The sequence below is a fragment of the Nocardia sp. XZ_19_385 genome (genome assembly GCF_015355755.1).
GTDB lineage: Bacteria > Actinomycetota > Actinomycetes > Mycobacteriales > Mycobacteriaceae > Nocardia.
Map to the genome: position 1 here is coordinate 582,375 of NZ_JACVEE010000002.1, position 26,528 is coordinate 608,902.

Here is a 26,528-nt window from a genome sequence, read left to right on the forward strand (position 1 = left end):
GCCGGGACGAACTGCCGGAACTCCGGACTGTGTGCCGAAGATTTTGCGCCACAGCAACTTTGAACAACAATTTCGACGACGGTGCACAGAAATCCGATATTCCGATGGTTGCCCACGCCCCGACTTTCGTCGCCGACTCCGGCGCGTTGCACGGGGTCGCGGTGGCGAGTCGGGCGCGCGTGACATACGCTTCGCGCGGAAAACCGCCTCGTGGAGGGACTATGGCCACTCCGAACACCCTGGAGCAGGATACGGGCGAGACCGATGACGGCCGCACGGTTCCGCTATCACAGCTGATCCATCTGATGGCCGAGTACCAGAAACTCGGCACGCACCGCCAGACGTACCTGCCCGCACCCGTGAGCGATACGTTCGTGCGCGGTTGCGGCATCGTGGTCGGCTGCTGTGTGGTGCTCGGTGTCATCTGCGTGGCGGTCGGCGCGCTCGCGGGTGGGGCCGCCGCCGGACTGCTCGCCTTGGTCCCCGCTGTCCCCGCGGCTTGGCGTGCGCGCAGCAATCGGCAGCATCGGGCCGCGCGGCTCGACCTGTTCGACTTCGGCATGACGGTGTACCGCTCGGGTGAGCGGATCGCCGGATTCCGCTGGGAAACCGCGCAAGTGAAGCAGCGAGTGATTCCGTTCCAGAACTCCGCGGTCACCGAATACGCCTTCGAGATGAGCGGTCCCGGCGCGTACGCGACCTTCGACGACACCCTGTTCAGCAACGGCCGGGAGTGGGGCAAGACGATCCAGTCCGCGATCACCGCCACTCAGCTGCCGGACGCCGTCACCGCCATCGACAACGGCGAGACCGTGCGGTTCGGTGATATCGAGCTGAACCTGGACACGCTGGGGTTCCGCGGCCAGGCCTACCCGTGGGAGCGGATTCAGCTCATCGACGCGCGCAGCGGGCTGGTGCGGATCAAGGTCGACGGGCGGTGGATCTCGCTGGCCACGGTGGCCTCGATCCCGAACTTCTACATCTTCAACGAACTGGCGGAGCGACTGCGGGTGACCGACCCGATCTAGCTAGTCCGGCCGGATCGAGTCGAACCGATCCGCGCAGCGGGTCAGCAGGCTCTGCAGTGACTTCAGCTCCGCGGCGCTGAACTCGGCCGCCACCGTGCGCTCCACATGGATGGCGCGCTGGTCGGCGTCTTTCGTGACCGCCTCGCCCTTCGCGGTGAGACGAGTCTCCAGCACGTTCTTGTGCCAGGCGTGCGGGGTGCGCTCGATCAGGCCGCGTTCCTGCAGATTCCCGAGGACGGTGTTCATCGTGGGCGGCGTGACGCCGCACAGGCGAGCCAGTGCGGCCGCCGAGATTCCGGGGTTCTCGTCGAGGTACAGCAGCGCCGCGTACTGCGGGACGGTGAGGCCCACCGGCTTCAGGGCCGCCGTCTTCGCCGCCGCCATGGCTTGCTCGGCGCGCTTGAGGAAGGAACCGAGGCGCTCGGCGGCGGGCATCGACGTCATGCAGGCATGGTATCCGTTCGTCATATCGTTCGACTCTTGACGATTGTTAGAGTTCTAATCTATCTTCGTCTTCATCATTCGATGTGACTTCATTCGATAAGAGGCTCGACCATGAAACTGCTGCGTCCCGTCGCCGCGACCACCGCCGTCGCGGCTGCCGCGCTACTGACCGCCTGCGGGTCCGGCTCGACCGCACCGAGCACCCCCGCGCCTCGTGTCAGCACCGCCTTCGAACTTCCCGGCGATCGCGTCTACCCCGAAGGCATCGCCGCCGACTCTCGCACCGGCGCAACCTATGTCGGCTCCTACACCACCGGCGCGATCTACCGCGCCACACCGGGTGCCGCGCGGGCCGAGGTTTTCCTGCCCGCGGGAGCCGATGGCCGCGACACCGCCAACGGGCTGAAGGTCGATCAGGCCGGTCGTCTCTGGGTCACCGACTCCACCAAGGGAGTCTCGGTGTACGACACCGGAACCCGCGCCCTACTCGCCACCTTCACCGTTCCCGGTGCCGCCCCGCGCTTCGTCAACGACCTGGCCATCACACCCGACGGGGCCGCGTACCTCACCGATTCCGTGCGCGCCGTCGTCTACCGTGTGACCCCGGACCAGGTTTCCCGGGGCGGAACCGCGGACCTGACAACAGCTTTCGACCTGAGCAAGACGATCCCCCCGCGCGACGGCGGCTTCAGCTTCAACGGCATCGTCACCGACCCCACCGGCAAATACCTCTTGGTCGTCGACATGCCCACCGGCGACCTGTATCGAATTGCGACAGCGCCGAATTCATCCACACCCATCCACAAGGTGACCCTCGACGGCGGCGATCTGAAGAACGGCGACGGCCTCGACCTGAGCGCCACCACCCTGCGCGTCGTCCACAACCGCACCAACACCCTGACCCGCTGGACCCTGTCCGACGACTACGCCTCCGCGACCCGCGACGCCGTCTTCACCGACGAAGCCCTGTCCATCCCCACCACCATGGTCTACGTCGGCGGCAAAGCTCTCGTCGCCGCTTCCCAGTTCGACAAGGGCGGCCCCATGGCTCCGGGCACGCCCGTAACCCCGTTCGAAGTCCTCGCGGTCGAAGGCCTCTGATCCCGCCTCCGGCATTCGCCCGGACCCGCCGCCTAGGGTGTGGCGCATGCTGAAAGCGCTGCTCTACGGGCTCGGGACCGCGGTACCGCTGTTGATCGGGGCGGCGATCGGGTTGCGGTGGACGTTGCCGAAACAGGTGCTGGCGTCGCTGATGGCGTTCGGCGCGGGAACGATGATCGCGGCGGCGTCCTCGGAGTTGTTCGAGCCCGCGTTCCATCAGGCCGGGGTGTGGATCGCGGCGGCCGCGCTGTTCGCGGGAGCCGGGATCTATGTCGTGGCAAACCATTTCATCGAGGCGAAGCTCGGCGCCGCCGCCATCGGATGGGCGCTGATGCTCGGCACCATCCTGGACGGCGTCCCCGAGAACACCGCCCTCGGCGTCTCCCTCACCTCCGGCGGCGGCCTGGTCCTCTTGGTCGCCGTCGCCGTCGGCAACGTCCCCGAGGCCATCAGCGGCGCGACCCTGATGCGCGACAAACACAACTTCTCCCCCGGCCGCGCCTTCTGGCTCTGGGCCGCAACAGGTTTGATGCTGGTCCTCGTCACCCTCCTCGGATACACATTGTCCGACAACCTCTCCCCAACCCACATCAGCACCGTCCAAGCCTTCGCCGGCGGCGCCACCATCGCCGTCCTCGCCGACTCCCTCATGCCCGAGGCCTACCGCGAGGGCGGCTGGTGGGTCGGAATGGCCACCGCCGCAGGCTTCCTCGTCGCCTTCGTGCTCGCGGGCTGAGGCGCGTCGCCGACTGCGACAGAAGCTATTTGCCTCGAATCCAGCGGCCGGTGGCGCGGACCGATGCGAGGCCCAGGACAGCCGCTGGCGGGATCGCGAACCCGAGCGTGAAGAGCACGGCGAAAGCTCTCGACGAGGTGCTCATATGCCTATTGTCGAGCGAATCGATCAGCTGGGCGAGTGTGTAGAGACCAGTGGCCGAGATCGCGATGACACAGCCGATGATGACGAGGACTCTGCCGATGACCGTCCGGCAAAGCAGTAGCACTGATCCGAAGAGCAGCAGGACCGACGCCAGACCATAACCCGACCACAACACCAGCTCGCCGAAATCCATGGATAGGCGGACATTCCAGTCGCGCTGCACCTCGCGCCGCACATGAATCGCATTGAACGTCAAGGCTGCGTATGCGAGCCCAGTGAGCATGCCGAAGGTCCCCGCGAGAATGCCGGCTGTGCCGTCGGCGGATTTCGGCTGCGCCGGTGGTGGATACGGCGCATAGCTCGGTGGTTGATAACTCATGTGGCGCCCCCTTCCCCTCGCCGCACATTACCCCGCGCCCAGGCGCCCCATGGAACGTACCAGCGCACGTTAAGCGGCTCCCAAGCCTTCGTCCATACCTTGGGCGTCATGAAAACCCTTAAGGTGCTGTTGCTTTCATCGATCCTCGGTCTCGGGGCAGTGTTCGGCGCCGGGCAGGCGAACGCGTATTCGGAAGGTTCGGCGAATTCGACCTGTGACGGCACCAGCGACTACTGGGGTGGGTACTTCTACGCCTCCACCTCCCTGTGGGCCGAGGTCCGCGACGACAACACGTTCAGCCAGAATCGCTCCTTCTCCTTCGCGGGCTTCCTCGAAGGCTTCGAGCACGCGGGCGCCGTCAATGCTTTTGGATCGCACGTGATCTATCGCAGCGGCTGGCTCGACCTGGCCGTCCCCTACCAGGTCGGTGCGGATCTGGAGATCCGGGACAACCGCTACGACCACGACACCACCGAAGGCCAGTGGTACACCCTCTGCGAGTTCTAGCTCTCGGTCTTGACCGCCACGGTTCGGATGAAGCGGACCACGTCCTCGATGTGATAGCCCAGCAGCTCGGCCCGTTCGACAGACATCAGCACGAGTTGCCCGAGAACCTTTGCACCCCAGCCGTTCAGACCGTCCGAGGACCACTCGTCGACATTCTCGATGCCCAGGTCATACATCGACAATCCGTAGCGGTCCCGGACCAGGGCGCAGGTGGTGGCGACGGCGTCGAGAAAGGTCGGCCCGGGCCGTTCGCACTCCAGCGCGAAGTACCGCCCTAGCTCGGTAACGGTGCACCCCTCCGGCGGAGCACTTTTGATCGCCTCGTACCGCACATCCTCGAACCTGATGTCCCACAACCCAATCGGGCAGTGGAACAGGGTGAACCGGTGCCAGCCGGGTGGCAACGAGGCCGGCGGCCAGTAATCGAACGAACCCATGAACCCTCCTCCTAACAGCGATGCGGCGTCGAACGCCCCCTCATCAGGCAGTCCGTCGGTAGCCATGCGCTATATGTTCACGCAACGCACCACCTTCAGGGCGGGAATCGCAATATTGCAAACGCATTTTTGCGTTTTGCGCGAGCCGCACGGAAGCCGGGCGTAGCGTCCCGCGGCATGGCAGTCACGCCCTCGAACCCACATGACGCGTACTTCCGCCAAGTGCTTGGCCAACCCGCCAACGCCGCATCACAGTTGCGGACTGTGCTACCGGAAGCAGTTGCCGCGCGGCTGGATTGGGACCGACTAGAGCTGCTGTCGTGCAGTTTCGTCAGCAAGGAGCTGCGCTCCAGTTACGGCGATCTGGTATTCCGGACCAGCTGCGCCGGACACGACGCGTTCATCTATGTGCTGATCGAACACCAAAGCTGTTCAGACCGAATGATGCCGCTGCGCATGCTCGGCTACGTCAGCGGCATCTGGAACCACTTCCAAGACCAAAACCCCGATGCTCGAACACTTCCCATGGTCATTCCGGTGGTGGTGCACAACAATTCCACCGGCCGAGCATGGTCGGCACCTACAGAACTTGCCGATCTGTACGACGCCGACCCGACCATGCTCCAGCTCCTCGGACCGCACCTCCCCCGTTTCCAGTTCCTGCTAGACGACGTCGCCACCATCGACGTCGCCGCACTACAAGCCCGGCCTCTGACCAGACCGGCAAAGATCGTGCTCTATCTACAAAAGGCTGACTTAAGAAACACAAACGCGAGGACCATGACGATGATCCTGGAACCACTAGAAGAGGATTTTCGAGAGCTCGCAACCGGCCCGGATGGAGTCGATGCCCTCATTCCTCACCTGGCGTACATTTTGCTAGTGGGTGACTTATCAGTCGACGACCTCAACCCCTTCTTCGAACGGGTCGGCCCCCAAGCCAAGGAGGCACTCATGACCACGGCCGAACGACTCCGCGCCGAAGGTGAAGCTCGTGGCATAGCTATTGGCGCGGCCCAGGCATGGGCGGCAATCTTGATCGACCAGATGACGCTCAAATTCGGCCGATTGCCAACGCACATCCTCGACCATGTCCGGTCCGCCACTCCCATTGAGCTGCACGTCTGGGCACGACGCGTGATTACCGCGACCAGCCTGGACGAGATGTTCGTCGACTAGCCCGCATTCTCTCCGAACGCCGAAGGCCGGTCCACCAATGGTGGACCGGCCTTCGGTATGAAACTGGTTGCCGGAGGGCAGGACTCCTAGAAGTCCATGCCGCCCATGCCACCGGTCGGGTCGCCGGCGGGAGCGGCGGCCTTCTCCGGCTTGTCGGCGACGACAGCCTCGGTGGTGAGGAAGAGCGCCGCGATGGAGGCGGCGTTCTGCAGGGCGGAACGGGTGACCTTGACCGGGTCGGCAACGCCGGCGGCCAGGAGGTCCTCGTAGACGCCCGAGTCGGCGTTCAGGCCGTGGCCGGCGGGAAGGTTCGAGACCTTCTCGGCGACGACGCCGGGCTCCAGGCCCGCGTTGAACGCGATCTGCTTCAGCGGAGCCGACAGCGCGACACGCACGATGTTGGCACCGGTCGCCTCGTCACCCTCGAGCTTCAGCTCGTCCAGGGCCGGAGCCGACTGCAGCAGGGCCACGCCGCCACCGGCGACGATGCCCTCTTCGACGGCAGCCTTGGCGTTGCGCACGGCATCTTCGATGCGGTGCTTGCGCTCCTTGAGCTCGACCTCGGTCGCCGCGCCGGCCTTGATCACCGCAACGCCACCGGCCAGCTTGGCCAGACGTTCCTGCAGCTTCTCACGGTCGTAGTCGGAGTCCGAGTTCTCGATCTCGGTGCGGATCTGCGCCACGCGGCCCTTGATGGCCTCCGCGTCGCCCGCGCCCTCGACGATGGTGGTCTCGTCCTTGGAGATGACGACCTTGCGCGCCTGGCCGAGCAGCTCGATGCCGGCGGTCTCCAGGGAGAGGCCGACCTCTTCGCTGATGACCTCGCCACCGGTGAGGATGGCGATATCGGCGAGCTGCGCCTTGCGACGGTCACCGAAGCCCGGGGCCTTGACGGCGACGGACTTGAAGGTGCCACGGATCTTGTTGACCACCAGGGTGGACAGGGCTTCGCCCTCGACGTCCTCGGCGATGATCAGCAGCGGCTTACCGGCCTGGATGACCTTCTCCAGCAGCGGCAGCAGGTCCTTGACGGTCGAAATCTTCGAGCCGACGAGCAGCAGGTACGGATCCTCGAGGACCGCTTCCTGACGCTCGGGATCGGTCACGAAGTAACCGGAGATGTAGCCCTTGTCGAAGCGCATGCCCTCGGTCAGCTCCAGCTGGAGCCCGAAGGTGTTGCTCTCCTCGACGGTGATGACACCTTCCTTGCCGACCTTGTCCATGGCCTCGGCGATGAGCTCACCGATGGACGAGTCGCCGGCGGAGATACCAGCGGTAGCAGCGATCTGCTCCTTGGTGTCGATCTCCTTGGCGGTGTCGAGCAGACGGGCGGTGACGGCCTCGACGGCCTTCTCGATGCCACGCTTCAGACCCAGCGGGTTCGCACCGGCCGCGACGTTGCGCAGGCCTTCACGCACGAGCGCCTGGGCGAGCACAGTGGCGGTGGTGGTGCCGTCGCCAGCGACGTCGTCCGTCTTCTTGGCGACTTCCTTGACCAGCTCGGCGCCGATCTTCTCGTACGGGTCCTCCAGGTCGATCTCCTTGGCGATGGAAACACCATCGTTGGTGATCGTGGGGGCGCCCCACTTCTTCTCCAGGACAACGTTGCGACCCTTCGGGCCCAGCGTCACCTTTACCGCGTCGGCGAGGGCATTCAGGCCCCGCTCGAGACCGCGGCGGGCCTCTTCGTCGAACGCAATCATCTTGGCCATTGCGAGTAAATCCTCCAAGTAATGAGGCTGACACGCAGGACGACCGCTTGTCGGATCGCCCCATTAACTAACGCTGGCCAGGTACGGTGCCCGCGACGGACGACCGAGGGTGTCGATGGAACCCGGCCTCACCGGCCCGACCTGGCACTCACAGCTAGAGAGTGCCAAAGCCATTTCTAGCACTCGCCGATGCCGAGTGCAAGGTCGCCCCCCGGGAAAGCGCTGGCGACCTACGGACGGTCGTCGATGCGCAGCACCAGCGCGACGAAGGCGTCGGTCCGACGCTCGTCCGGGGTGCGCGGCTCCTCGTTGTCGACCGTGACCAGCTCCGCGTCATGCAGCAACAGCTCGGCTTCCACCCGCATGATCGCCCTGATGAAGGGCGGCGCCACCTCGGGCGGCAGATCCCCGTTCACGATGTACTCGCCGTCCGGCCCATAGTCCGTCGACACATACGACAACGCTGTCAGGAGGTCCGAGCGACGTTCTCCCGCGACTAGGTCGGAATCCGTGTCATCCGTGTCATCCGCCATCGCTATAGCTTAGCTGGCGCCCCCTCCCGCCCCGCCAGCTAACCGGTCAACAAATGAACCGGCATTACTTCACAGTGCGTTCCCCGGTCGGCACCTCGAATGCGGGGAAACACCGCACGGACCTAGGGTTGGACGGGTGAGTGGTAGACCCGGGTGGGATGCGATCGAGGGGGCGCTGGGAGAGCTCTACGGCGAGGTCGAGCCGAGATGGTGGCGGGCTGAGGATCCGTGGGGGGCCGGCGGCACGGAGCCACTGGACGGGGTGTGCGCGTATGCGCGGAGTGAACCGGTGCCGCATTGGCATTACGTGAGCTTCGGGATGAGCGAGCTGTATGAGAAGGAATGGGACAACCCGGCGGAGTCGGGGTGGGGGTTCGAGTTCACGTTCCGGTTGGTGCGGGAAGAAGGGGAACTCCGGGCGCCGCAGTGGCCGGTGCGGTTTTTGCAGAATCTGGCCCGGTACGTGTTCCAGTCGGGGAAGCGGTTCGAGCCGGGACACACCATCAAGTCGAACGGTCCGATCGCGGCGGATCGGCCGGACTCGCTGATCCATGCGGTGGGGTTCGTGCTGGATCCGGAGCTGGGCGTGCTGGAGACGCCGTTCGGCCGGGTGGAGTTCCGGCAGCTGGTCGGGCTGACGATGACGGAGTACCGGGCCGCGCTCGGCGGGAAGCTGCACGGGATGCTCGCCCCGATGTCGGATCAGCTGCCGATGTATGTCACCGATATGGGGCGGCGCTCGCTGATCCCGGAGCCGAAGCCGCAGGCCAGCTGGCCGCGTTGGGGCGGCGGGCTGCGCGGGCGGGCGTAGATTCGGCAACGGACCATGATCAACTCCTGACAGGAGGCGGCCGGATGCGGATGCCGTTCGAATCGCTGTATCGACATGGGTTCGCGCGGGTCGCGGTGGCGGTGCCGCGGCTGCGGGTCGCGGATCCGGCCTACAACGTCGAGCAGACGCTGGAGCTGGCCCGGCAGGCCGCCGATCAGGGTGCGGTGCTGACGGTGTTTCCCGAGCTGGGGCTGTCCAGCTACACCGCCGATGACCTGTTCCATCAGGACGCCCTCGACGACGCGGTGGAGCTGGCGCTCGACCGCCTGGTCCGGGCGAGCATGGACATCGACACGGTGCTGGTGGTCGGGGCTCCGGTGCGCAGCCAGGGGCGGCTGTTCAACTGCGCGATCGCGGTGAGCAAGGGGCGGGTGCTCGGTGCCGCGCCGAAGAGCTATCTGCCGAATTATCGGGAGTTCTACGAGAAGCGCCAGTTCGCCGCCGCACGTGAGTCTTTGAGCGGTGAGATCGTCATCGACGGGCAGCGGGTGCCGTTCGGGTCCGACCTGTTGTTCACCGCGACGAACCTGGAGGGGTTCACCTTTCATCTGGAGGTGTGCGAGGACGGGTGGGTTCCCTTGCCACCCAGTGGTTATGCCGCGCTGGCCGGTGCGAGCGTCTTGGTGAACCTGTCGGCCAGCAATATCGTGATCGGGAAGGCCGACTATCGCCGGGCGCTGTGCACGTCACATTCCGCGCGTTATCTCGCCGCCTATCTGTATTCAGCTGCGGGACATGGTGAGTCGACCACCGACCTGGCCTGGGACGGTCAGGCCCTGATCTGCGAGAACGGTGACCTACTCGCCGAGGGCGAGCGCTTCGCCGACCAGCCGCAACTGGTGCTGGCCGACCTCGACCTGCAACGACTGGCCGCGGACCGGTTGCGCACCACCAGCTTCGCCGACAACGTGCACGACCACCGCGAACGCTTGATGACGATGCGCTGGGTCGAAGTAGGGCTGCCGATTCCGGCCACGGCGGTTCCCCTGAAACGCGAAATCCCGCGCTTCCCTTATGTTCCCAGCGATCCGGCCGCGCTGAACGAACGGTGCGCCGAGGTGCATCACATCCAGGTCGAGGGTTTGAGCACCCGGATGCGGGCGACCGGCATCGAGCGCTTGGTGATCGGCGTTTCCGGCGGCCTCGACTCCACCCAGGCCTTGATCGTGGCGGCCAAGACGATGGACAAACTCGGGCTGCCTCGCGAAAACGTGCTCGCCTACACGATGCCCGGATTCGGGACCAGCACCCGAACCCGCACCGACGCACACCGATTGATGGACGCTCTGGGCGTGACCGCCACGGAGATCGACATCAAGCCGTCGGCAACCCAGATGTTGCGCGATCTGAATCATCCTGCTGCCGAGGGTGTTCCGCAGTACGACGTCACCTACGAGAACGTGCAGGCGGGCGAGCGCACCTCGCATCTGTTCCGCCTGGCCAACCAGCACAACGCCTTGGTCGTCGGCACCGGCGACCTCAGCGAACTCGCTTTGGGCTGGTGCACTTTCGGCGTCGGCGATCACATGGCGCACTACAGCGTGAACGCCTCGGTTCCGAAAACCCTGATCAAATACCTGATCGCCTGGGCCACCGACACCGAGCAGTTCGGCCCGGAGGCGGGCGAGGTCCTGACATCCATTCTGCAGACCGAGATCTCCCCGGAACTCGTCCCGAACGGCGACGACAGCAAGCCCGGTCAAAGCTCCGAAGCCACCGTCGGCCCCTACGAACTCCAGGACTTCCACCTCTACCACCTGCTGCGTTTCGGCGACCGTCCCAGCCGCATCGCCTATCTGGCCCAGCACGCCTGGTCCGACGCCGCCCGCGGCAGCTGGCCCGCCCTGATCCCGCAAGACCAGCGCAACACCTACGACCTGCCGACAATCAAGGGCTGGCTGGCCGAGTTCCTGCGCCGTTTCATCCAAACCAGCCAGTTCAAGCGTTCGACCCTGCCGAATGCCCCGAAAGTCGGCTCCGGCGGGTCGCTTTCACCACGCGGCGATTGGCGCGCGCCCAGCGACGCCTCCGCCGCGGCCTGGCTGGACGAACTCGCCCGCAACGTCCCCGACGCCTGACGCTCGGAAGACCCAGCAGCGCAGCGAGAGGAAGCGCAGGCCGCCCACCACGCCGGAGACGATCAGGACCGCGGCGGCCTCACCAGGACCGCTCAGCCCGGGCGCGGTGATCTGGAGCAGCGCGAGCGTGCTCGAGGTGGCGGCGAGCGCGACGAGGGCGGTACCGCCGCCCTTGAGCTGCGCAGTGACCCAGTTGATGCGGGATCGGAAGGTGAGGCGGCGGTGCAGCTCGTTGGCGAGCGCGGTGCTGAGGACCGAACCCGCGAGGTTCGCTACCTGAGTTCCGTTGCCGTGCAACGCCAGGAACGGCAGCAGGTAGGCGAGATTGCTGAAGCCGCCGACCGCCGCGAAGCGGATCAGCTGGGCCAGGGCATGTTCGCCGCGTACGTATTTCGCCGCTCCGGTCATGCGTGCGCGGTCTTTCCACCGTCGATGACGAGCTGGGCTCCGGTGAGATACGGATGCTCCGGTGAAGCGAGAGTCAGTGCGAAGGCGGCGATTTCGTCGGCCGTGGCGAGCCGGCCGAGTCCGGGCACGTTCGATTTCGCCCACTGTTTCATCAGCGCCTGGTAGGCGTCGTCGGGCAAGGATTCCATGCCCGCGGCCCGGCGCACCAGTTCGGTATCGGTGGTGCCGGGCACGAGGGTGTTGACGCGGATCCCGTCGGCCGCGTAGTCCAGGGCCGCGGACTGCACCAGTCCGACCAGCCCGCGTTTGGCGGCGGTGTAGGCGGCGCGTCCGGCGTCGGTGGCGAGCGCGTTGCTCGACGAGGTGACGACGATGGTGCCGCCACCGGACCGGATCAGGTGCGGTACTTGGTATTTCATCGACAGGAAGGCGCCGCGCAGATTCGTGCCGATGACGCGATCGAACTCGTCGGCGCTGTACTCGTGCAGCTTCTTCTGGATGGTGATGCCCGCGTTGTTGAAGGCGACGTGCAGCCCGCCGTAGCGCTGAACCGTCGCCTCGACGAAATCCCGGACCTCGTTCTCGACCAGCACGTCGGCGCGAATGTAGGTGGCTTCACCGCCCGCGGCGCGGATCTCGCGTTCCACCGCCTGCCCGCGCTCGGCACGTCTGCCGCAGAACGCGACCCGGGCGCCCTCGGCGGCGAACTGCCGGGCCGCGGCCGCTCCGATGCCGGAGGTGCCGCCGGTGATCAGGACCACCTTGTCGGTGAAGCGGCGCATCCCGCCGTGCTGTGCGGGTGGCGGGTTCGAGTCGGCGCCGAGGGCGATCCCGCCGGCCAGACCGACGGCGGTGCCGGCCGCGAGTCCGGCGGCGGTCATGCCGAAAAGCTTGCGCCGGTTCGGCTTCGGCGCGGTATCGGCGGTTGCTGGGGCGTCGGGGCTGTCGATCGCATCGGTCATGTCTCGACTCTGGCCGTTCGGCGCGAAGATCGAATCCGCCCGGCGGGCTCGGATCGCGGCCCCGAGACGGAGTCGTCTCCTCCCTCGGTAGGAGCTGACGAGCCGTGGCGGGCGGGCATTATGGGTACGTGGTGGAGTCGAGCGGAGTAGGCCGCGGCGTGGAGTGGCTGCTGGACGTCCGGTCACTGCCGGTCCGCATGGCCGGACTGGTGGCGGTCGGGGCAGGTTGCATGCTGCTGCTCGTCGACGGACCAACCGCCTTCGACTGGGCCATCGCGACGCTGTCGATACTGGCCACCGCCGGTGGCGTGCGCTGGCCGCTAGCCACGGCGCTCACCACCACCGCGCTCCTGCTGATCGGCTTCGAGTTCGGCCACGCCGGACCGGCCGTCGCCAAGGTCGCGGCCGCCATCGCACTCACCGAACTCGCTGCCCGCCAAGGTGGTTGGCGGCCGATCCTGGGCGCGGCCGCGCTCGCGGGCGCCTACCTGGCGCATCCGGCCACCGGCGGCGTGGCGGCCACGGGCTACCGGGCCGCCGTCATGGCGGCGGCGCCGCTGCTCCTCGGTGTGCTGCTGCGGGCGGCCCGCCAGAACGCGGAGCGAGCCCGCCGCGAGGCACTCGAGCTCGAGCAGCGCCGGGAGTCGGACATCGCAGCCGCCCGCGCGGTCGAACGCACCGCGATCGCCCGCGAACTGCACGACCTGATCGCCCACCACGTGTCCTCCACCGTGCTGCGGGTCGGCGTGGCCCGGCACGCGGTGCCCGATGCCCCGCCCGCGTTGCTCGAGGTCCTCGACGACATCCACGCCAGCGGCAAGGCCACCCTCGTGGACCTGCGCAAACTGGTGACGATCCTGCGCGATCCACAAGCCACCGGTGAATCCTTCATCGCACCGGCGGATCTGCCGGACGCCATCGCCACGGCGGTCGACCGGACCCAACGGCTGGGGCTGCGGATCGAAACCCGGATTGGTGGAGACATCACCGATGTGGACGCCACGGTGGGCCTGACCCTGCTGCGGCTGACCCAGGAGGGCCTGGCCAACGCCCTCAAACACGCGGGCACCGGTGTCGACGCGCGGCTGGAGATCTCGAAGGGCGAGCGCGCGGTCGAATTCCTGTTGTCCGACAACGGCTCCGGGCCCGCACCCGCCGAGAACGGCTCGCGCGGTGTGGGTCTGATCGGGCTACACGAGCGGGTCGCGCTGCTCGGCGGCACGTTCTCGGCCGGTGCCACCGGCAGCGGCTGGCGGCTGGCCGCCCACCTGCCCACCGCGGCGGCCGCCTCATGACCATCCGGGTACTCATCGTCGACGACCAGCAACTGGTCCGAGCGGGCCTGCGCATGCTCTGCGAGACCGCCGGTGACCTTCAGGTGATCGGTGAGGCCGCGACCGGAGGCGACGCGGTGCGCTTAGCCGAACAGACCCGGCCCGACGTGGTGCTGATGGATCTGCGCATGCCGGGAATGGACGGAATTCGCGCCACGGCAGCGATTCTCGCTACCCATCCGGCAACCCGGGTGATCGCCTTGACCACCTTCGACGATGACGACCACCTCTATCCGGCGCTGTCCGCCGGAGCTTGCGGGTTCCTGGTCAAGGATGCCGCGCCCGCGGATCTGCTGGACGGAATCCGCCGGGCCGCCACCGGCGGCCGGCCGTTCTCCCCGGATGTCTTGCAACGCATGGTCGATTCGGCGATCGCCGCGCGCACGGTCAAGGATGCCGAAACCCCGGACCCCACCGCCGCTTTCGGCCTCACCCCGCGGGAAGCCGAGGTTCTGGCCCTGGTCGCCGAAGGCCGATCCAACGCGGAGATCGCCGAAGCCCTGCACGTCGGCATCACTACCGTCAAAACCCACGTCACCAATTTGATGGCGAAAACCGGGGCCACGAACCGGGTGCGCCTGGCCGCCGTCTTGCGGCCGGGCGAGGCCGGTGCGCCTGCCTGAAAACCTCAGTCCTGTGCGGGCTTCTGGGTCATATACACCGAAAGAAGTTCCTGCAGATGGGCTTCGGACTTGGCCTTATCCACGCCGAGGCCGGTAAGCAGACCCGACCCGTTTTCCTGCTCGAGCAATGCGAGCAGCAGGTGCTCGGTGCCTATGTAGTTGTGGCCCAGGCGAAGTGCCTCGCGGAAGGTGAGTTCGAGGACCTTCCTCGCTTCGGCGTCGAAGGGGACCATCGGGGGCACTTCGCCCGCCGCGGCCGGCAGCGAGGCAAAGACGGCTTCGCTGACCGCTTCCAGGCTCACACCATTGGCGATGATTTCCTGCGCGCCGAGACCTTCCGCCTCGGAAATCAAGCCCAGGACCAGGTGACCGGTGGTGATTTGCGGGTTGCCCGCGGTGCGGGCCGCCTCCTGAGCCGCGACGACGATCTGGCGCGCGCGGGGGGTGAATTTGGCGAACCCGGCGTTCGGGTCCATATCGGCGCCTCCGGGATCTTTTGGCACGAAACGCTTTTGGGCCGCCTGCTTGGTGACGCCCATGCTGGTGCCGATATCGGTCCAGGAAGCGCCGGAGCGGCGAGCCTGGTCGACGAAGTGGCCGATCAGATGGTCGGCCAGCTCGCCGAGGTAGTCGGCGGCCACCACGGCATCGGAGAGCTGGTCCAGGGCGTTGTCGGGGCGGGCTTTCTTGATCCCGGAGATGAGGTCGTCGAGACGAAAGGAAGAAGTCATGCCGTCAACGATAGGTTGACGATTCGGAAATCGTCAACCGTTAGTTGACGACCGCGCGCCAGTTATCGGCTCGCGCGCCCGAAATAGGCCAACTTCTCGGGATTGACGATCAGCCGCAGCGCAGTCACCTCGTTGGCGGAGGTCTCGATTCCGATGACCACCACCGGATTCCGCTCCACCCTGGCAACCACCGCGAGCTCGCCATTGACCTCTTCGAGCGAGATCTCCATTCCGGGCACCTCCCAGCGGAGCAGGCCCAGCAGGTAGCGCGCGACATTCTGCGCACCTTCCACCGGCCGCCGGACCGCGGTTACCGTGCCGCCGCCGTCCGCCGTCGCGATGACGTCGGCGGCCAGCAGCGCTTGCAGCTGCTCGACATCACCGGTCCGCGCCGACTTCAGGAAGCGCTCGACCAGCTCGCGCGACTGTTCGGCGGATATCTCGAAGCGCGCCTTGCCTTCTCGCACCCGCTGACTCGCCCGCCGATAGGTCTGCTGGGAACTGGACTCGGACACCGCGAGCATGTCCGCGATCTCCCGATGCGCGTACCCGAATCCTTCACGCAGCACGAACACCGCCCGCTCCACCGGATTCAACCGCTCCAGCGTGGTCAGCAAGGCGAGCGAGATCTGTTCCCGCTCTTCGGCGGATTCCAGCGGCCCGAGTTCGCCGCCGGACGTCGGCACGGGTTCGGGCAACCATGGGCCGACGTAGACCTCGCGGCGGGCCCGGGCCGAAACCAGCCAGCTACGGCAGAGATTCACGACGGCGGTGGTCAGCCAGGCCTCGGCGGAGCGAATTGTGCTGCGGGCGGTGCCATCCCAGCGCAGGTTGGCCTCCTGCACCGCGTCCTCGGCCGCGCTCGCGGAGCCGAGCATCCGGTAGGCGAGCGCGAACAAGCGCGGGCGATGTGCCTGGAACTCGTGCAGCCCAGAGGATTCCACCGCCACCTTCTTCCGCTCGTCCCCGGATGCGGCTCTACTGCCGCCTGCTCAGCGGTTGACGTCGTCGGACTGCGGGCGTTTCGCGCCGGGACGGCGCAACCGCAGCCGCGCGCTGGAACCCCGGATCGCGGGGCGGCGCAAGGCCGGTCGCCGCCGCTGCGCCCGGCGCTGCGCGCGCCGTTCGGCCGGCTTGTGCTCCCAGGTTTCCGGCCGCGCCGCCACCCAGCGCTGGGAATGCCAGGCGAAGGGAATGTGGCACAGGTACAGCGCCACCAGGATCAGCAGCAGCACGATCGGATACGTCACCAGCAGCGCCGCGGCGACCGCGACCAGCACCAGCAACCCGGCGGCGGCCTGCGGAGCCACCGACACCGACTTCATGGCCAGCGTCGGAATCGTGCTGACCGCCAGCGCCGCGGCGAACACCGTCCAGACCGCGACCGGCCAGAATCCGACCCACCACGGGTCATCGAACTGCACGTACAACGCGATCGGCACCAGCGCGATCAACGCGGCGGCGGGCGCGGGCACGCCGACGAAGTACTCCCGCGACCATTCCGGCCGGGTGTCGTCGTCGAGCAGCGTGTTGAACCGGGCCAGGCGCAGCACCAGGCTCACCGCGTAGAGCAGCGCGACGATCCAGCCGGCGCTGCTCTCGTCGAGCAGCGTGATGTAGAGGACCAGGGCCGGCGCCACACCGAAGGAGATGGCGTCGGAGAGCGAGTCCAGCTCCGCGCCGATCTTGGTGGTGGCGTCCAGCATGCGGGCCAGCCGCCCGTCCAGGGTGTCCAGCACGGCCGCCGCACCGATCATGGCCAGCGAGATGTCGAGCCGCCCGTCCAGGGCGAACTTCACCGCCGACAGCCCGGCGCACAGCGCCAGAATCGTGACGACGCTCGGCAACAAGCGGATAGACCGTCGCCGCTGCTGCTTGGGTGCCGGGGTGGAGCGCTGCGAAGGGGACAGGGCGGCCTCCATCATGAACCGGCCAGCACGGCCAGGACGGTTTCGCCCCCGATCGTGCGCTGCCCGGGCTGGACCAGTAATTCGGTGCCGGCCGGGAAGTAGGTGTCGACCCGGGATCCGAAGCGGATCAGGCCATAGGTGTCACCGATGGTGAGCGCGTCACCCTTCTGGGCGTCGCAGACGATGCGGCGGGCCAGCAGTCCGGCGATCTGCACCACGACCAGCTGCTGCCCGGCCGGGGTGTCCAGGACCATGCTGTTGCGTTCGTTGACCGCACTCGCGTCGGCCAGATCGGCCGACTTGAACTGACCGGGCTGGTGCAGCACCTCACGCACGGTGCCGGAGACCGGCACCCGCTGGACGTGCACGTCGAGCACGGACAGGAAGATGCTGACCCGCGGCACCGGCTGGTCGCCCAAGCCCAGTTCGGCGGGTGGAACAGCGGTATCGACCAGGGCGATTTCACCGTCGGCCGGTGCGACGACGACGCCGGGGCGGTTCGGCGGCACCCGGTGTGGATGACGGAAGAAGCCGGCGATCGCGGCCGCGCTCAGCAGCCCCGTCCGGCGGACCCACTTGCGTTTACCGCCGAGCACCGCGACCGCGAGCGGAACGGCGACGAACGGCAGCCCGGCGGGATGCAGCGGGGGAATTGCGGACCGAACCAGGTCGACCACATGGCCGACGGCAGTGGTATCGGGCGTGCCGGGCGGGGTAGGACGGCGTGCCACAGGCTCCTCTTTCGTGCTCGGTGCAGAAGGTTGCGCCCCTCAACGATAGGGCCAGCGCAAGCGATCACACCTTACGTGAACGGAGCCTGTGGCACGCGGCCACGGCGTAGACCGTTGTCAGTGCACCGATCGGCGACCGGTTACCAGCTTCACCAGGAACAGCAGGATTGCCGCACCGGCAAGGCAGGTCAGGAAGCTGAAGATGAGGCCGCCGCCTTCGACGTCCACGCCGAACAACTTCAGCAAGAAGCCGCCGAGCAGGCCGCCGATGATACCAACGACGATGTTGAGGACGATGCCCTGCTGGGCGTCCGTCCCCATGAACTTGCTTGCGATCCATCCGGCAAGACCGCCGATGATGATCCATCCGATAATCCCGAGACCCAGCATGGAAACCTCGCATCCACTAGTTAGGGAACGCACGCCCGTACCAAAAGGCGTGCTCAAGTCGGTATACCCGGCAAAAGTGGAAATACGCGCTTCCGCCACGCCGGTTCCGGGCTAATATGAGGGGGCCTCATGTCTGCACAGAGGCAAATTGATGATGAGGCAGCGCCAGGTACTTAGGAGACGCATATGTCTGCTCGAATTGCCCAGACCACGGGAGCAGAGCACACCGCGATTCTCGGGCTCGGCGTGTATCGCCCCGCTCGCGTCGTGACCAACGAGGAAGTGGCGGGGCCGATCAACTCCAGCGACGAGTGGATCCGCACCCGATCGGGCATCAAGACCAGGCGTTTCGCCGACGACACCGAAACCATCCAGTCCATGAGCGTCGCCGCCGCACGCGACGCCATCGAGGCCGCCGAAATCGAGGTCGATCAGGTCGACTGCGTCATCGTGGCGACCTCCACCCACCTGTTACTCACGCCCGCGGCCGCGCCGCGCATCGCCACCGAGCTCGGCATGAACGGCGCCGCGGCCTTCGACATCTCGGCCGGTTGCGCCGGTTTCTGTCACGCGCTCGCGCTGGCCTCGGATCTGGTGCGCTGCGGCACGGCCAAGAACGTGCTGGTGATCGGCGTCGAGAAGCTCACCGACACGATCAACCCGACCGACCGCTCCACCGCCTTCCTGTTCGCCGACGGCGCGGGCGCGGTCGTGGTCGGCCCCGCCGAGGAGCCGGGCATCGGCCCCACCGTCTGGGGTTCGGACGGCACCCAGCACCACGCGATCCGCCAGGACAAGAACTGGGTCGAGTTCTTCACCGAGATCGAGGAGAAGGGCCTGGACGCGGTCCGCCCCTACCTCGCGATGGAGGGCACCGCGGTCTTCCGCTGGGCCGCACACTCACTGGAAAAGGTCTGCCGCGACGCCATCGATCGCGCCGGCCTGTCCACCGAGGACATGGAAGCGATGATCCCGCACCAGGCCAACGGCCGAATCATCGAGATCATGGCCCGAGTCCTGAAGCTGCCGGAGAACTGCGCCCTGGCCAACGACATCGAGGAAACCGGAAACACCTCGGCTGCCTCGATCCCGCTGGCCATGGAAGCGATGCTGCGCAAGGGCGAGGCAAAGCCCGGCGCCACGGCACTGTTGATCGCCTTCGGCGCGGGGCTGTCCTATGCGGCGCAGGTCGTAACCCTGCCGAACTGGAAGTAGTTACCCGACTTCGACGGCGGTCTTGATGCCCTGCAGGGTCGCGTTCATGCCCTGCACCAGGACCCCGTCGAAGCGCTCGTAGCCACCCATCCCGAGTTCGATCGACTTGCGGGAGAACAGCGTGGTCCCGTTCGGGGAGTCGCGGCGCTGGATCAGCCGGGTGCCGGTGGCGGTCGGCTCCAGGGTGAAGCTCCACACCGCCCGGTTCTCCAGCACCTTGAAGGCGAAGGCCGAGTTGGGCTCGAACCGCACGATGCGGGAGGTGGTCGGCCAGAACAGCTTTCCGTCCCGGTTCAGGTTGATCGTGAAGGTGCCGGACTTGACCTTGCCGAGCGGGATCATGCGCACGGTCTGCGGGCTGAACTCGGGGATGCGCTTGACATCGGAGACCACTCGCCACACCTGTTCCGGGGTCGCGGCGATGTCGATGGACGCTTCGAGATTCTTCGGCAACGGTGCCTCCGGTGTGTGAGTAACGAGATGTCACACATAATAGTCAGAGCCAATTGGAATACAACCGGGTCACATTTTGGCCTTCTCGTCACCGCTCGATGTAATGCCGGGCGCAGAATGGCTGATAGACGTAGCACCAACAGACGCACTGCCACCAACTTTCCCATCCAGCGTGAGGTGATCGGCTGTGAAACTGCGCTCGCTCCTACCCCGTCGCCGTAACAACGATCTTCCGCTGCTGCCCTCGATCGAACCCGAGGACGGACGCCCGGTGAAGACCCGGGTGACCGAGGAGAAGCTCGAACGCCTGCTCACGCCAACCGAACTCGATCTGGTCATCCACCATCAGCTCTAGGCAGGCGCCCGGGGATACTGGCCAGGTGACTGCTCCAGCTGCTTCGAAGCCGGCCATTCTCAGCGTCGATGACGATCCGGGTGTTTCCCGTGCGGTCGTGCGCGATCTGCGCCGCCGCTACGGCGCCGAATACCGGATCCTGCGCGCGGAATCCGGAGCCGACGCGCTCGATGCCCTGCGCGAGATGAAACTGCGAGGCCAGCCCGTCGCGGTACTGATCGCCGACTACCGGATGCCCGGTATGGACGGCATCGAATTCCTCGAGCAGGCCATGGATCTGCATCCCTACGCCCGGCGCGTGCTGCTCACCGCCTACGCCGACACCTCCGCCGCCATCGACGCGATCAATGTCGTCGACCTGGACCATTACCTGCTCAAGCCGTGGGATCCGCCGGAGGAGAAGCTGTATCCGGTGCTGGACGGGCTGCTGGAAGCCTGGCGCAGCATGGAGAACCGGCCGGTCACCGAGACCAAGGTGATCGGCAACCGCTGGTCCCCGCGCTGCTCGCAGGTGCGCGAATTCCTGGCCCGCAATCAACTCCCCTACCGCTGGTACCTGGCCGAGGAGGCGGAGGGCACCCGATTCCTGGAGGCCGCGGGCGTCGGCCCCGAACGATGTCCGGTGGTGATCACCTCCGACGGACAGGCGCTGGTGGAACCGACCGACAGCGAGCTGGCCGAGCACGTCGGGCTGACGGTCAATCCGGCGGGCGATTTCTACGACCTGATCGTGGTGGGCGGTGGCCCCGCGGGGCTGGGCGCGGCGGTGTACGGCGCGTCCGAGGGCTTGCGCACGGTGCTGGTGGAGCGCACCGCGACCGGCGGGCAGGCCGGGCAGAGTTCCCGGATCGAGAACTACCTGGGCTTCCCGGACGGATTGTCCGGGGCGCAGCTGGCCGACCGGGCGCGGCGGCAGGCGGCGAAGTTCGGGGCCGAGGTCATCACCACCCGCGAGGTGGTGGGGCTGGAGGTGAACGGGTCGGCGCGGACGGTGAAGTTCGCCGACGGCGGGCGGCTGTGCGCGCACACCGTCATCATCGCGACCGGCGTCGACTACCGCCGCCACCCCGCTCCGGGCGTGGACGAATTCACCGGGCGCGGCGTGTACTACGGCTCGGCGATGACCGAGGCCACCGAATGCGCCGACCACGACGTCTACATCGTCGGCGGCGCGAACTCGGCGGGGCAGGCGGCGGTGTTCCTGTCCCGCAACGCCCGCGCGGTGCATCTGGTGGTGCGGGGCGATTCGCTGGATAAATCCATGTCGCACTACCTGGTTCAGCAGATCGCGCAGATCCCGAACATCAAGGTGCACACCGAGACCGAGGTGATCGGCGCGGACGGCGAGGATCACCTGCAGTGGATCGTGTTGCGTAACAACGCGACCGGTGTCGAGGAGAAGGCCGAGGCGGAGCGGTTGTTCCTGTTCATCGGCGCGGCGCCGCAGACCGACTGGCTCGACGGCGTCGTCAAGCGCGACAACGCGGGTTTCGTGCTGGCCGGACCGGATCTGACCGTCGACGGCTCGCGCCCGGGCGGCTGGGAGCTACCCAGGCCGCCACACCATTTGGAGACCAACGTGCCCGGCGTGTTCGTGGCCGGCGATGTGCACGCCGAATCGGCCAAGCGGGTCGCCTCCGCCGTCGGTGAGGGCGCCATGGCCGTCATGTTCGTGCACCGGTACCTGGCGTAGGAGCAGTGAAAATGACCGAAGAGATCGCGGCGCGCACCTCCCACGGGGTCTGTGATCCCGCCGAGCTGCGCACCCTGTTCCTGTTCGAGAAGCTGACCGGCGAACAGCTGGAATGGCTGTGCGCCGACGGCAAGATCGAATACATCGAGCCCGGACCGGTTTTCCACGAGGGCGCCCCGGCGACCTGCTTCTACGTGCTGATCGACGGCGAGGTGCGGATCACCAAGCTGTCCGGCGGCACCGAGATCGAGATCAACCGCACCGACTTCCGCGGCGCCTACGCGGGCGCCTGGACCGCCTACCTCGGGGACAACGTCGAGCAGAACTACACCGGCTCGATGTACGTGACCCGCCCGTCCCGCTTCTTCGTGCTGGACGCGGGCACCTTCGCCCGGATGATGCGGGACTGGTTCCCGATGGCGGTGCATTTGCTGGAGGGCGCGTTCTACGGCAACCGCAACACCAATCAGCGGGTGGCCGAACGGGAACGGCTGCTGGCGCTGGGTTCGCTGTCGGCGGGGCTGACCCACGAGCTGAACAATCCGGCGGCCGCCGCGGTGCGCGCGACCTCCGGGCTGCGGGACCGGGTCGCGGGCATGCGGCACAAGCTGGCGATGATGGCCGAGGGCAAGTTCACCCCGGAAGCCTTCGTGAAACTGGTGCGCCTCCAGGAAGAGGCCGCTGACAAGGTGGCCAAGGCGCCCGAGCTGACCACCATGGAGGCCAGTGACCGGGAAGAGTCCCTGGGCGAATGGTTCGAGAACCACGACATCTCCGGCGGCTGGGATCTGGCGCCGAACTTCGTCCAGGCGGGTATCGACGTCGACTGGCTGGAGACGGTGCACGGCACCCTGCAGGAATGCCCGAACAAGGTGTTCGAGGGTGCGATCCGCTGGCTCAACTACACCATCGAGACCGAGCTGCTGATGAACGAGATCGGCGACTCTACGGCGCGCATCTCGACGCTCGTCGGCGCGGCCAAACAGTATTCGCAGATGGACCGGGCGCCGTTCCAGGTGGTGGATCTGCACGAACTGCTGGACAGCACCCTGGTGATGATGGGCCGCAAGATCGGCGATTCGATCCAGGTGGTCAAGGACTACGACCGCTCGCTCCCCCAGATCCCCTGCTACGCGGCGGAATTGAATCAAGTGTGGACCAACCTGATCGACAACGCGGTCTACGCGATGGACGGTAAAGGCACGCTCACCGTCCGCACGTACAAGGAAAGCGACTGCGCCGCAATCGAAATCGGCGACACCGGCCCGGGCGTACCCGACGAGGTGCTGCGCCGCATCTTCGAACCGTTCTTCACCACCAAACCCGTCGGCGAGGGCACCGGCCTCGGTCTGGACATCTCGTTCCGGATCGTGGTGAACAAGCACAACGGCGATATCCGCGTCGAATCCGAGCCGGGCAACACCCGATTCATCGTCCGGCTGCCATTGCACACCGAGAATCCAGCACCGGAGGTTACTGATGTCTGAGGCCATCGAAGGAATCGATCCGAAGGTCGCGCCGAGCGGGCCCGGCTGCGTGGAATGCGAAGCCGCCCAGGGCTGGTGGGTGCACCTGCGCCGCTGCGCACAGTGCGGCCACATCGGCTGCTGCGACTCCTCCCCGGAACAGCACGCCTCCAAGCACGCGCAGTCCGACGGTCACCCTTACATCCAGAGCTACGAACCGGGTGAGGACTGGTTCTGGAATTACGAGACCGAGGAAATGTACGGCGACGGCCCGGAATTGGCCGCGCCGCACAGCCACCCCGTCGATCAGGGCGTACCCGGCCCGCGCGGACGAGTGCCCGCCGATTGGCAGTCGCACGTGCACTGAGCTCGAGCACACCCGGTACGCTGCACCGGACGCGCCGGAGGTTCCGGCGCCCTGGGCACCGGGGAAAGCACGACATGAAGCGAATTTCCGTCATGGTCCTGGCCGCCGGCGCGGTGGCATTGGCCCTGACCGCCTGCGGCGGGTCCGACGATTCCAGCGACGCGAGCGGCCTGCGCAAAGGCGGCTCACTGACCTCGGCGGCCGGCACCAGCACACCGCAGAGCAGCAACGCGACCAGCGCCGCGGCGCCGACCAGCGCGATCGACACCTCCACACTGGGTACCGCCTCGCGCACCACCTGCGCCGATTTCAAGGCGCTCGACAGCACCGCGCAGAAGACGCTGGTCGAGCAGATCTTGCAGGAGAACCCGGAAAGCACCTTCGCGGGCAGCCCGAATGTCGCCCTGGGCACCGCGAAGCTGGTGTGCCTGGCGGCCAGCAACGCCGGCAAGCCAGTCGCCACCGCGGCGGGCATCGTCACCCAGAAGTAGGCCAAGTCAGCGGCGCATCCGCGGCAACGCGGGCAGAATGGCACGGTGGCTGAACTTCCGCTCACCGCTCGCCTGAATCCGTCCGCCGCCGATGCCCGGCGCGGGGTGGTGCGCTTGCATCCGGAGGCGCTGGCCGCGCTCGGTTTGCGGGAGTGGGACGGCATCGCGCTGTTCGGCTCCCGGCGCACCGCCGCCGTGGTCGGGATCGCACCCTCCGGCACGCCCGCCGGAGTGGCGCTGCTCGACGATGTCACGTTGTCCAACGCCGGTCTGCGGGAGAACACCACGGTCGTGGTGTCGCCCGCGACCGTGCACGGGGCCAAGCAGATTTCGGTGAGCGGGTCGGCGCAGGCCACCCAGAGCATTCCGGCGACGACGCTGCGGCAGGCCTTGCTCGGCAAGGTCGTCACGATCGGTGACACGGTCTCGCTGCTGCCCCGGGATCTCGGCCCCGATATTCCGGCTTCGGCTGCCAGCCAAGCGCTTTCGCGCACCTTCGGGATCGCGTGGACGACCGAGCTGCTCACCGTGACGGCGACCGATCCGGCGCCGGGGCCGGTGAGCGTGCAGCCCAATACGGCAGTGGTGTGGGGTGCGGGCGCGATCTCCCGGCACAACATCGCCGACGTCGGCGCGCCGGTACCGGCGGCCGCGGCGCTGGGTTCGATCGCCACCACCGACGGCGGCCAGCTGGGCCGCACCGCCACCAGCGGCTCGTTCTCGGCGGTCGCCGTCGAGGATCTGGTGGGCGTGCACACCCAGGCCGCGAAGCTCAGCGAATGGCTCAGCCTCGCCCTCGACGAACCCGAACTGCTCAAAACCCTGGGCGCAACACCGCATCTCGGCGTGCTGGTCACCGGGCCCGCGGGAGTCGGGAAGACGACGCTCGCGCGGGCGGTGGCGGCGCCGCGGCGCGTGGTGGAACTGGACGGACCGACCGTCGGCGCCGAAGAGGGCGGCAACCGGCTGCGGCATGTCGCGGCGGCGGTCGCGGAGGTCGGTTCCGGGCAGGGCGGCATCCTGCTGATCACCGATATCGACGCGCTGCTGCCCGTGCAACCGGAACCGGTCGCCACCCTCATCCTCGATCAATTGCGGGCGGCGGTGGCCTCGCCGTGCATCGCGTTCCTGGCGACGACCGCGCATCCGAGCCGGGTCGATGCCCGGCTGCGCGCGCCGGATCTGTGCGATCGGGAACTCGCGCTCACCCTGCCCAACGCGGCGGTGCGCCGGGCGCTGCTGGAGCAGTTGCTGCGCAAGGTGCCGACCGGCGATCTGAAGCTCGACGAAATCTCGGCGCGGACACCGGGTTTCGTGGTGGCCGACCTCGCCGCGCTGTGCCGGGAGGCGGCACTGCGCGCGGCTTCGCGCAGTACCAAGGAGCAGAAGCCGCCGCAGCTGGAGCAGGACGACCTGCTCGGCGCGCTGAAAGTCATTCGCCCGCTGTCGCGTTCGGGCATGGAGGAACTCGCGATCGGCAGTCTCGGCCTCGACGATGTCGGCGATATGGTCGAGACCAAGCAGGCGCTCACCGAGTCGGTGCTCTGGCCGCTGCGCCATCCGGATTCCTTCGCCCGGCTCGGCGTCGACCCGCCGCGCGGTGTGCTGCTCTACGGGCCGCCCGGCTGCGGCAAGACCTTCCTGGTGCGGGCGCTCGCGGGCAGCGGCCAGCTCAGCGTGCACGCGGTGAAGGGCGCCGAGCTGATGGACAAGTGGGTCGGCTCCTCGGAGCGGGCGGTGCGCGAATTGTTCCAGCGGGCCCGGGATTCCGCGCCGTCGCTGATCTTCCTGGACGAGGTGGATGCGCTCGCCCCGCGCCGCGGGCAGAGCAGCGATTCCGGGGTCGGCGACCGGGTGGTGGCGGCCTTGCTCACCGAGCTGGACGGTGTCGAGCCGCTGCGCGATGTGGTGGTGCTGGCCGCGACGAACCGGCCCGAGCTGATCGATCCGGCGCTGTTGCGCCCGGGCCGGTTGGAGCGCTCGATTTTCGTGCCGCCGCCGGATGGGGCCGCGCGGCTGGAGATCCTGCGCACCGCGGGGCGTTCGGTGCCGCTGGCCGCCGATGTCGACCTGACCGCGCTCGCCAAGGATCTGGACGGATATTCCGCGGCCGACTGCGCCGCGCTGCTGCGTGAGGCCGCGCTGTCGGCAATGCGCCGGGATGTCGATGCCGCCGATGTGACCGCCGCCGATGTCGCCGCGGCCCGGTCGGTGGTGCGGCCGTCGCTGGATCCGGTTCAGGTGGAGGCGTTGCGCCGGTACGCCTCCGCGATCTGAGAGTGGCCGGGG

29 protein-coding genes are annotated in these 26,528 nt (G+C 67.3%); 16 read left to right on the top strand and 13 right to left on the bottom strand.

Translation table 11 applies throughout. From position 1 onward, the window contains the following. Positions 1-221 precede the first annotated feature (221 nt). Positions 222-1,028: a DUF6585 family protein gene (locus IBX22_RS15340; protein WP_194816247.1), complete on the top strand. Its 807-nt coding sequence runs from the start codon at positions 222-224 to the stop codon at positions 1,026-1,028. Here IBX22_RS15340 and IBX22_RS15345 read toward each other — a convergent pair whose 3' ends face one another. Continuing rightward, positions 1,029-1,472, bottom strand: a complete 444-nt coding sequence (locus tag IBX22_RS15345; protein ID WP_228538824.1) for a MarR family winged helix-turn-helix transcriptional regulator — start codon at positions 1,470-1,472, stop codon at positions 1,029-1,031. Between the two features lie 111 nt (positions 1,473-1,583). Between IBX22_RS15345 and IBX22_RS15350 the strand changes: the two genes are divergently transcribed. Then, positions 1,584-2,573: an SMP-30/gluconolactonase/LRE family protein gene (locus tag IBX22_RS15350; RefSeq protein WP_194816248.1), complete on the top strand. Its 990-nt coding sequence runs from the start codon at positions 1,584-1,586 to the stop codon at positions 2,571-2,573. Positions 2,574-2,619: 46 nt separating this feature from the next. Then, positions 2,620-3,309 carry a ZIP family metal transporter gene (locus IBX22_RS15355; protein WP_194816249.1) on the top strand — a complete coding sequence of 230 codons (690 nt, stop codon included), beginning with the start codon at positions 2,620-2,622 and terminating at the stop codon, positions 3,307-3,309. A gap of 25 nt (positions 3,310-3,334) precedes the next feature. Here the strand turns inward: IBX22_RS15355 and IBX22_RS15360 are convergent, their stop codons facing one another. Continuing rightward, complete coding sequence (locus IBX22_RS15360; RefSeq protein ID WP_194816250.1) at positions 3,335-3,832, bottom strand: hypothetical protein; 498 nt, start codon at positions 3,830-3,832, stop codon at positions 3,335-3,337. 108 nt (positions 3,833-3,940) lie between these two features. Here IBX22_RS15360 and IBX22_RS15365 point away from each other — a divergent pair, with 108 nt between their 5' ends. After that, positions 3,941-4,339, top strand: a complete 399-nt coding sequence (locus IBX22_RS15365; protein ID WP_194816251.1) for a hypothetical protein — start codon at positions 3,941-3,943, stop codon at positions 4,337-4,339. On the opposite strand, the gene IBX22_RS15370 is transcribed toward IBX22_RS15365, so the two are convergent. After that, positions 4,336-4,776 (bottom strand): amidase, encoded by a 441-nt coding sequence (locus IBX22_RS15370; protein ID WP_194816252.1) that lies wholly within the window; start codon positions 4,774-4,776, stop codon positions 4,336-4,338. The genes IBX22_RS15365 and IBX22_RS15370 overlap by 4 nt on opposite strands. Positions 4,777-4,953: 177 nt before the next feature. Here IBX22_RS15370 and IBX22_RS15375 point away from each other — a divergent pair, with 177 nt between their 5' ends. Further along, a complete protein-coding gene (locus IBX22_RS15375; protein WP_194816253.1) occupies positions 4,954-5,955 on the top strand; it encodes an Rpn family recombination-promoting nuclease/putative transposase in 1,002 nt (333 codons plus the stop codon). Positions 5,956-6,041: 86 nt separating this feature from the next. Here the strand turns inward: IBX22_RS15375 and groL are convergent, their stop codons facing one another. Both groL and IBX22_RS15385 read right to left on the bottom strand, forming a co-directional pair. Further along, positions 6,042-7,667, bottom strand: a complete 1,626-nt coding sequence (gene groL, locus IBX22_RS15380) for a chaperonin GroEL (RefSeq protein WP_194816254.1) — start codon at positions 7,665-7,667, stop codon at positions 6,042-6,044. 230 nt (positions 7,668-7,897) lie between these two features. Further along, positions 7,898-8,200: a hypothetical protein gene (locus IBX22_RS15385; RefSeq protein WP_194816255.1), complete on the bottom strand. Its 303-nt coding sequence runs from the start codon at positions 8,198-8,200 to the stop codon at positions 7,898-7,900. Positions 8,201-8,336: 136 nt separating this feature from the next. Between IBX22_RS15385 and IBX22_RS15390 the strand changes: the two genes are divergently transcribed. Together IBX22_RS15390 and IBX22_RS15395 are read left to right on the top strand one after the other, a co-directional pair. Beyond that, positions 8,337-9,011, top strand: coding sequence for a suppressor of fused domain protein (locus IBX22_RS15390; protein WP_194816256.1), 675 nt, complete (start codon positions 8,337-8,339; stop codon positions 9,009-9,011). Positions 9,012-9,055: 44 nt separating this feature from the next. Next, complete coding sequence (locus IBX22_RS15395) at positions 9,056-11,110, top strand: NAD(+) synthase (RefSeq protein WP_194816257.1); 2,055 nt, start codon at positions 9,056-9,058, stop codon at positions 11,108-11,110. On the opposite strand, the gene IBX22_RS15400 is transcribed toward IBX22_RS15395, so the two are convergent. Together IBX22_RS15400 and IBX22_RS15405 are read right to left on the bottom strand one after the other, a co-directional pair. Beyond that, positions 11,024-11,518 carry a GtrA family protein gene (locus IBX22_RS15400; protein ID WP_194816258.1) on the bottom strand — a complete coding sequence of 165 codons (495 nt, stop codon included), beginning with the start codon at positions 11,516-11,518 and terminating at the stop codon, positions 11,024-11,026. The two genes, IBX22_RS15395 and IBX22_RS15400, sit on opposite strands and share 87 nt — an antisense overlap. Continuing rightward, on the bottom strand, positions 11,515-12,480 hold the full coding sequence (locus IBX22_RS15405; RefSeq protein WP_228538825.1) for an SDR family NAD(P)-dependent oxidoreductase: 966 nt from the start codon (positions 12,478-12,480) through the stop codon (positions 11,515-11,517). The genes IBX22_RS15400 and IBX22_RS15405 overlap by 4 nt, the downstream gene beginning before the upstream one ends. A gap of 104 nt (positions 12,481-12,584) precedes the next feature. Between IBX22_RS15405 and IBX22_RS15410 the strand changes: the two genes are divergently transcribed. Beyond that, positions 12,585-13,775, top strand: coding sequence for a histidine kinase (locus tag IBX22_RS15410; protein WP_309234631.1), 1,191 nt, complete (start codon positions 12,585-12,587; stop codon positions 13,773-13,775). Continuing rightward, positions 13,772-14,437, top strand: a complete 666-nt coding sequence (locus IBX22_RS15415; RefSeq protein WP_194816259.1) for a response regulator transcription factor — start codon at positions 13,772-13,774, stop codon at positions 14,435-14,437. The genes IBX22_RS15410 and IBX22_RS15415 overlap by 4 nt, the downstream gene beginning before the upstream one ends. A 5-nt stretch (positions 14,438-14,442) precedes the next feature. Here IBX22_RS15415 and IBX22_RS15420 read toward each other — a convergent pair whose 3' ends face one another. The 5 genes from IBX22_RS15420 to IBX22_RS15440 all read right to left on the bottom strand — a co-directional run bounded on the left by IBX22_RS15420 (position 14,443) and on the right by IBX22_RS15440 (position 18,199). Next, on the bottom strand, positions 14,443-15,168 hold the full coding sequence (locus tag IBX22_RS15420; RefSeq protein WP_194816260.1) for a Clp protease N-terminal domain-containing protein: 726 nt from the start codon (positions 15,166-15,168) through the stop codon (positions 14,443-14,445). Between the two features lie 62 nt (positions 15,169-15,230). Further along, complete coding sequence (locus IBX22_RS15425; protein WP_194816261.1) at positions 15,231-16,112, bottom strand: RNA polymerase sigma-70 factor; 882 nt, start codon at positions 16,110-16,112, stop codon at positions 15,231-15,233. Positions 16,113-16,160: 48 nt separating this feature from the next. Beyond that, a complete protein-coding gene (locus IBX22_RS15430; protein ID WP_194817708.1) occupies positions 16,161-17,090 on the bottom strand; it encodes a phosphatidylcholine/phosphatidylserine synthase in 930 nt (309 codons plus the stop codon). Further along, positions 17,090-17,809 carry a phosphatidylserine decarboxylase gene (locus IBX22_RS15435; RefSeq protein WP_194816262.1) on the bottom strand — a complete coding sequence of 240 codons (720 nt, stop codon included), beginning with the start codon at positions 17,807-17,809 and terminating at the stop codon, positions 17,090-17,092. Before IBX22_RS15435 ends, IBX22_RS15430 begins: the two co-directional genes overlap by 1 nt. 117 nt (positions 17,810-17,926) lie before the next feature. Next, positions 17,927-18,199 carry a GlsB/YeaQ/YmgE family stress response membrane protein gene (locus tag IBX22_RS15440; RefSeq protein WP_194817709.1) on the bottom strand — a complete coding sequence of 91 codons (273 nt, stop codon included), beginning with the start codon at positions 18,197-18,199 and terminating at the stop codon, positions 17,927-17,929. Between the two features lie 186 nt (positions 18,200-18,385). Here IBX22_RS15440 and IBX22_RS15445 point away from each other — a divergent pair, with 186 nt between their 5' ends. Beyond that, on the top strand, positions 18,386-19,414 hold the full coding sequence (locus tag IBX22_RS15445) for a beta-ketoacyl-ACP synthase III (RefSeq protein ID WP_194816263.1): 1,029 nt from the start codon (positions 18,386-18,388) through the stop codon (positions 19,412-19,414). Here IBX22_RS15445 and IBX22_RS15450 read toward each other — a convergent pair whose 3' ends face one another. Then, positions 19,415-19,867 (bottom strand): SRPBCC family protein, encoded by a 453-nt coding sequence (locus IBX22_RS15450; RefSeq protein WP_194816264.1) that lies wholly within the window; start codon positions 19,865-19,867, stop codon positions 19,415-19,417. Positions 19,868-20,054: 187 nt separating this feature from the next. Here IBX22_RS15450 and IBX22_RS15455 point away from each other — a divergent pair, with 187 nt between their 5' ends. From IBX22_RS15455 to IBX22_RS15480, 6 genes are all read left to right on the top strand, one after another. After that, entirely contained in the window at positions 20,055-20,222 is a 168-nt protein-coding gene (locus IBX22_RS15455) for a hypothetical protein (protein ID WP_194816265.1), read from the top strand. Positions 20,223-20,247: 25 nt separating this feature from the next. Beyond that, positions 20,248-21,915, top strand: a complete 1,668-nt coding sequence (locus IBX22_RS15460; RefSeq protein WP_194816266.1) for an FAD-dependent oxidoreductase — start codon at positions 20,248-20,250, stop codon at positions 21,913-21,915. Between the two features lie 11 nt (positions 21,916-21,926). Continuing rightward, positions 21,927-23,402 (top strand): ATP-binding protein, encoded by a 1,476-nt coding sequence (locus IBX22_RS15465; protein WP_194816267.1) that lies wholly within the window; start codon positions 21,927-21,929, stop codon positions 23,400-23,402. Beyond that, positions 23,395-23,748: a UBP-type zinc finger domain-containing protein gene (locus IBX22_RS15470; protein WP_194816268.1), complete on the top strand. Its 354-nt coding sequence runs from the start codon at positions 23,395-23,397 to the stop codon at positions 23,746-23,748. Before IBX22_RS15465 ends, IBX22_RS15470 begins: the two co-directional genes overlap by 8 nt. Positions 23,749-23,822: 74 nt before the next feature. Beyond that, entirely contained in the window at positions 23,823-24,239 is a 417-nt protein-coding gene (locus IBX22_RS15475) for a hypothetical protein (protein ID WP_194816269.1), read from the top strand. 45 nt (positions 24,240-24,284) lie between these two features. Further along, positions 24,285-26,516, top strand: a complete 2,232-nt coding sequence (locus IBX22_RS15480) for an AAA family ATPase (RefSeq protein WP_194816270.1) — start codon at positions 24,285-24,287, stop codon at positions 26,514-26,516. The last annotated feature ends 12 nt before the right edge of the window (positions 26,517-26,528 follow it).

What these genes read in the sequence shown, in the direction of transcription:
- IBX22_RS15340 (WP_194816247.1), top strand. Translation starts at nt 222, where the DNA reads ATGGCCACTCCGAACACCCTGGAGCAGGATACGGGCGAGACCGATGAC.
- IBX22_RS15345 (WP_228538824.1), bottom strand. Translation starts at nt 1,472, where the DNA reads ATGACGTCGATGCCCGCCGCCGAGCGCCTCGGTTCCTTCCTCAAGCGC.
- IBX22_RS15350 (WP_194816248.1), top strand. Translation starts at nt 1,584, where the DNA reads ATGAAACTGCTGCGTCCCGTCGCCGCGACCACCGCCGTCGCGGCTGCC.
- IBX22_RS15355 (WP_194816249.1), top strand. Translation starts at nt 2,620, where the DNA reads ATGCTGAAAGCGCTGCTCTACGGGCTCGGGACCGCGGTACCGCTGTTG.
- IBX22_RS15360 (WP_194816250.1), bottom strand. Translation starts at nt 3,832, where the DNA reads ATGAGTTATCAACCACCGAGCTATGCGCCGTATCCACCACCGGCGCAG.
- IBX22_RS15365 (WP_194816251.1), top strand. Translation starts at nt 3,941, where the DNA reads ATGAAAACCCTTAAGGTGCTGTTGCTTTCATCGATCCTCGGTCTCGGG.
- IBX22_RS15370 (WP_194816252.1), bottom strand. Translation starts at nt 4,776, where the DNA reads ATGGGTTCGTTCGATTACTGGCCGCCGGCCTCGTTGCCACCCGGCTGG.
- IBX22_RS15375 (WP_194816253.1), top strand. Translation starts at nt 4,954, where the DNA reads ATGGCAGTCACGCCCTCGAACCCACATGACGCGTACTTCCGCCAAGTG.
- groL (WP_194816254.1), bottom strand. Translation starts at nt 7,667, where the DNA reads ATGGCCAAGATGATTGCGTTCGACGAAGAGGCCCGCCGCGGTCTCGAG.
- IBX22_RS15385 (WP_194816255.1), bottom strand. Translation starts at nt 8,200, where the DNA reads ATGGCGGATGACACGGATGACACGGATTCCGACCTAGTCGCGGGAGAA.
- IBX22_RS15395 (WP_194816257.1), top strand. Translation starts at nt 9,056, where the DNA reads ATGCGGATGCCGTTCGAATCGCTGTATCGACATGGGTTCGCGCGGGTC.
- IBX22_RS15400 (WP_194816258.1), bottom strand. Translation starts at nt 11,518, where the DNA reads ATGACCGGAGCGGCGAAATACGTACGCGGCGAACATGCCCTGGCCCAG.
- IBX22_RS15405 (WP_228538825.1), bottom strand. Translation starts at nt 12,480, where the DNA reads ATGACCGATGCGATCGACAGCCCCGACGCCCCAGCAACCGCCGATACC.
- IBX22_RS15415 (WP_194816259.1), top strand. Translation starts at nt 13,772, where the DNA reads ATGACCATCCGGGTACTCATCGTCGACGACCAGCAACTGGTCCGAGCG.
- IBX22_RS15420 (WP_194816260.1), bottom strand. Translation starts at nt 15,168, where the DNA reads ATGACTTCTTCCTTTCGTCTCGACGACCTCATCTCCGGGATCAAGAAA.
- IBX22_RS15430 (WP_194817708.1), bottom strand. Translation starts at nt 17,090, where the DNA reads ATGGAGGCCGCCCTGTCCCCTTCGCAGCGCTCCACCCCGGCACCCAAG.
- IBX22_RS15440 (WP_194817709.1), bottom strand. Translation starts at nt 18,199, where the DNA reads ATGCTGGGTCTCGGGATTATCGGATGGATCATCATCGGCGGTCTTGCC.
- IBX22_RS15445 (WP_194816263.1), top strand. Translation starts at nt 18,386, where the DNA reads ATGTCTGCTCGAATTGCCCAGACCACGGGAGCAGAGCACACCGCGATT.
- IBX22_RS15465 (WP_194816267.1), top strand. Translation starts at nt 21,927, where the DNA reads ATGACCGAAGAGATCGCGGCGCGCACCTCCCACGGGGTCTGTGATCCC.
- IBX22_RS15470 (WP_194816268.1), top strand. Translation starts at nt 23,395, where the DNA reads ATGTCTGAGGCCATCGAAGGAATCGATCCGAAGGTCGCGCCGAGCGGG.
- IBX22_RS15475 (WP_194816269.1), top strand. Translation starts at nt 23,823, where the DNA reads ATGAAGCGAATTTCCGTCATGGTCCTGGCCGCCGGCGCGGTGGCATTG.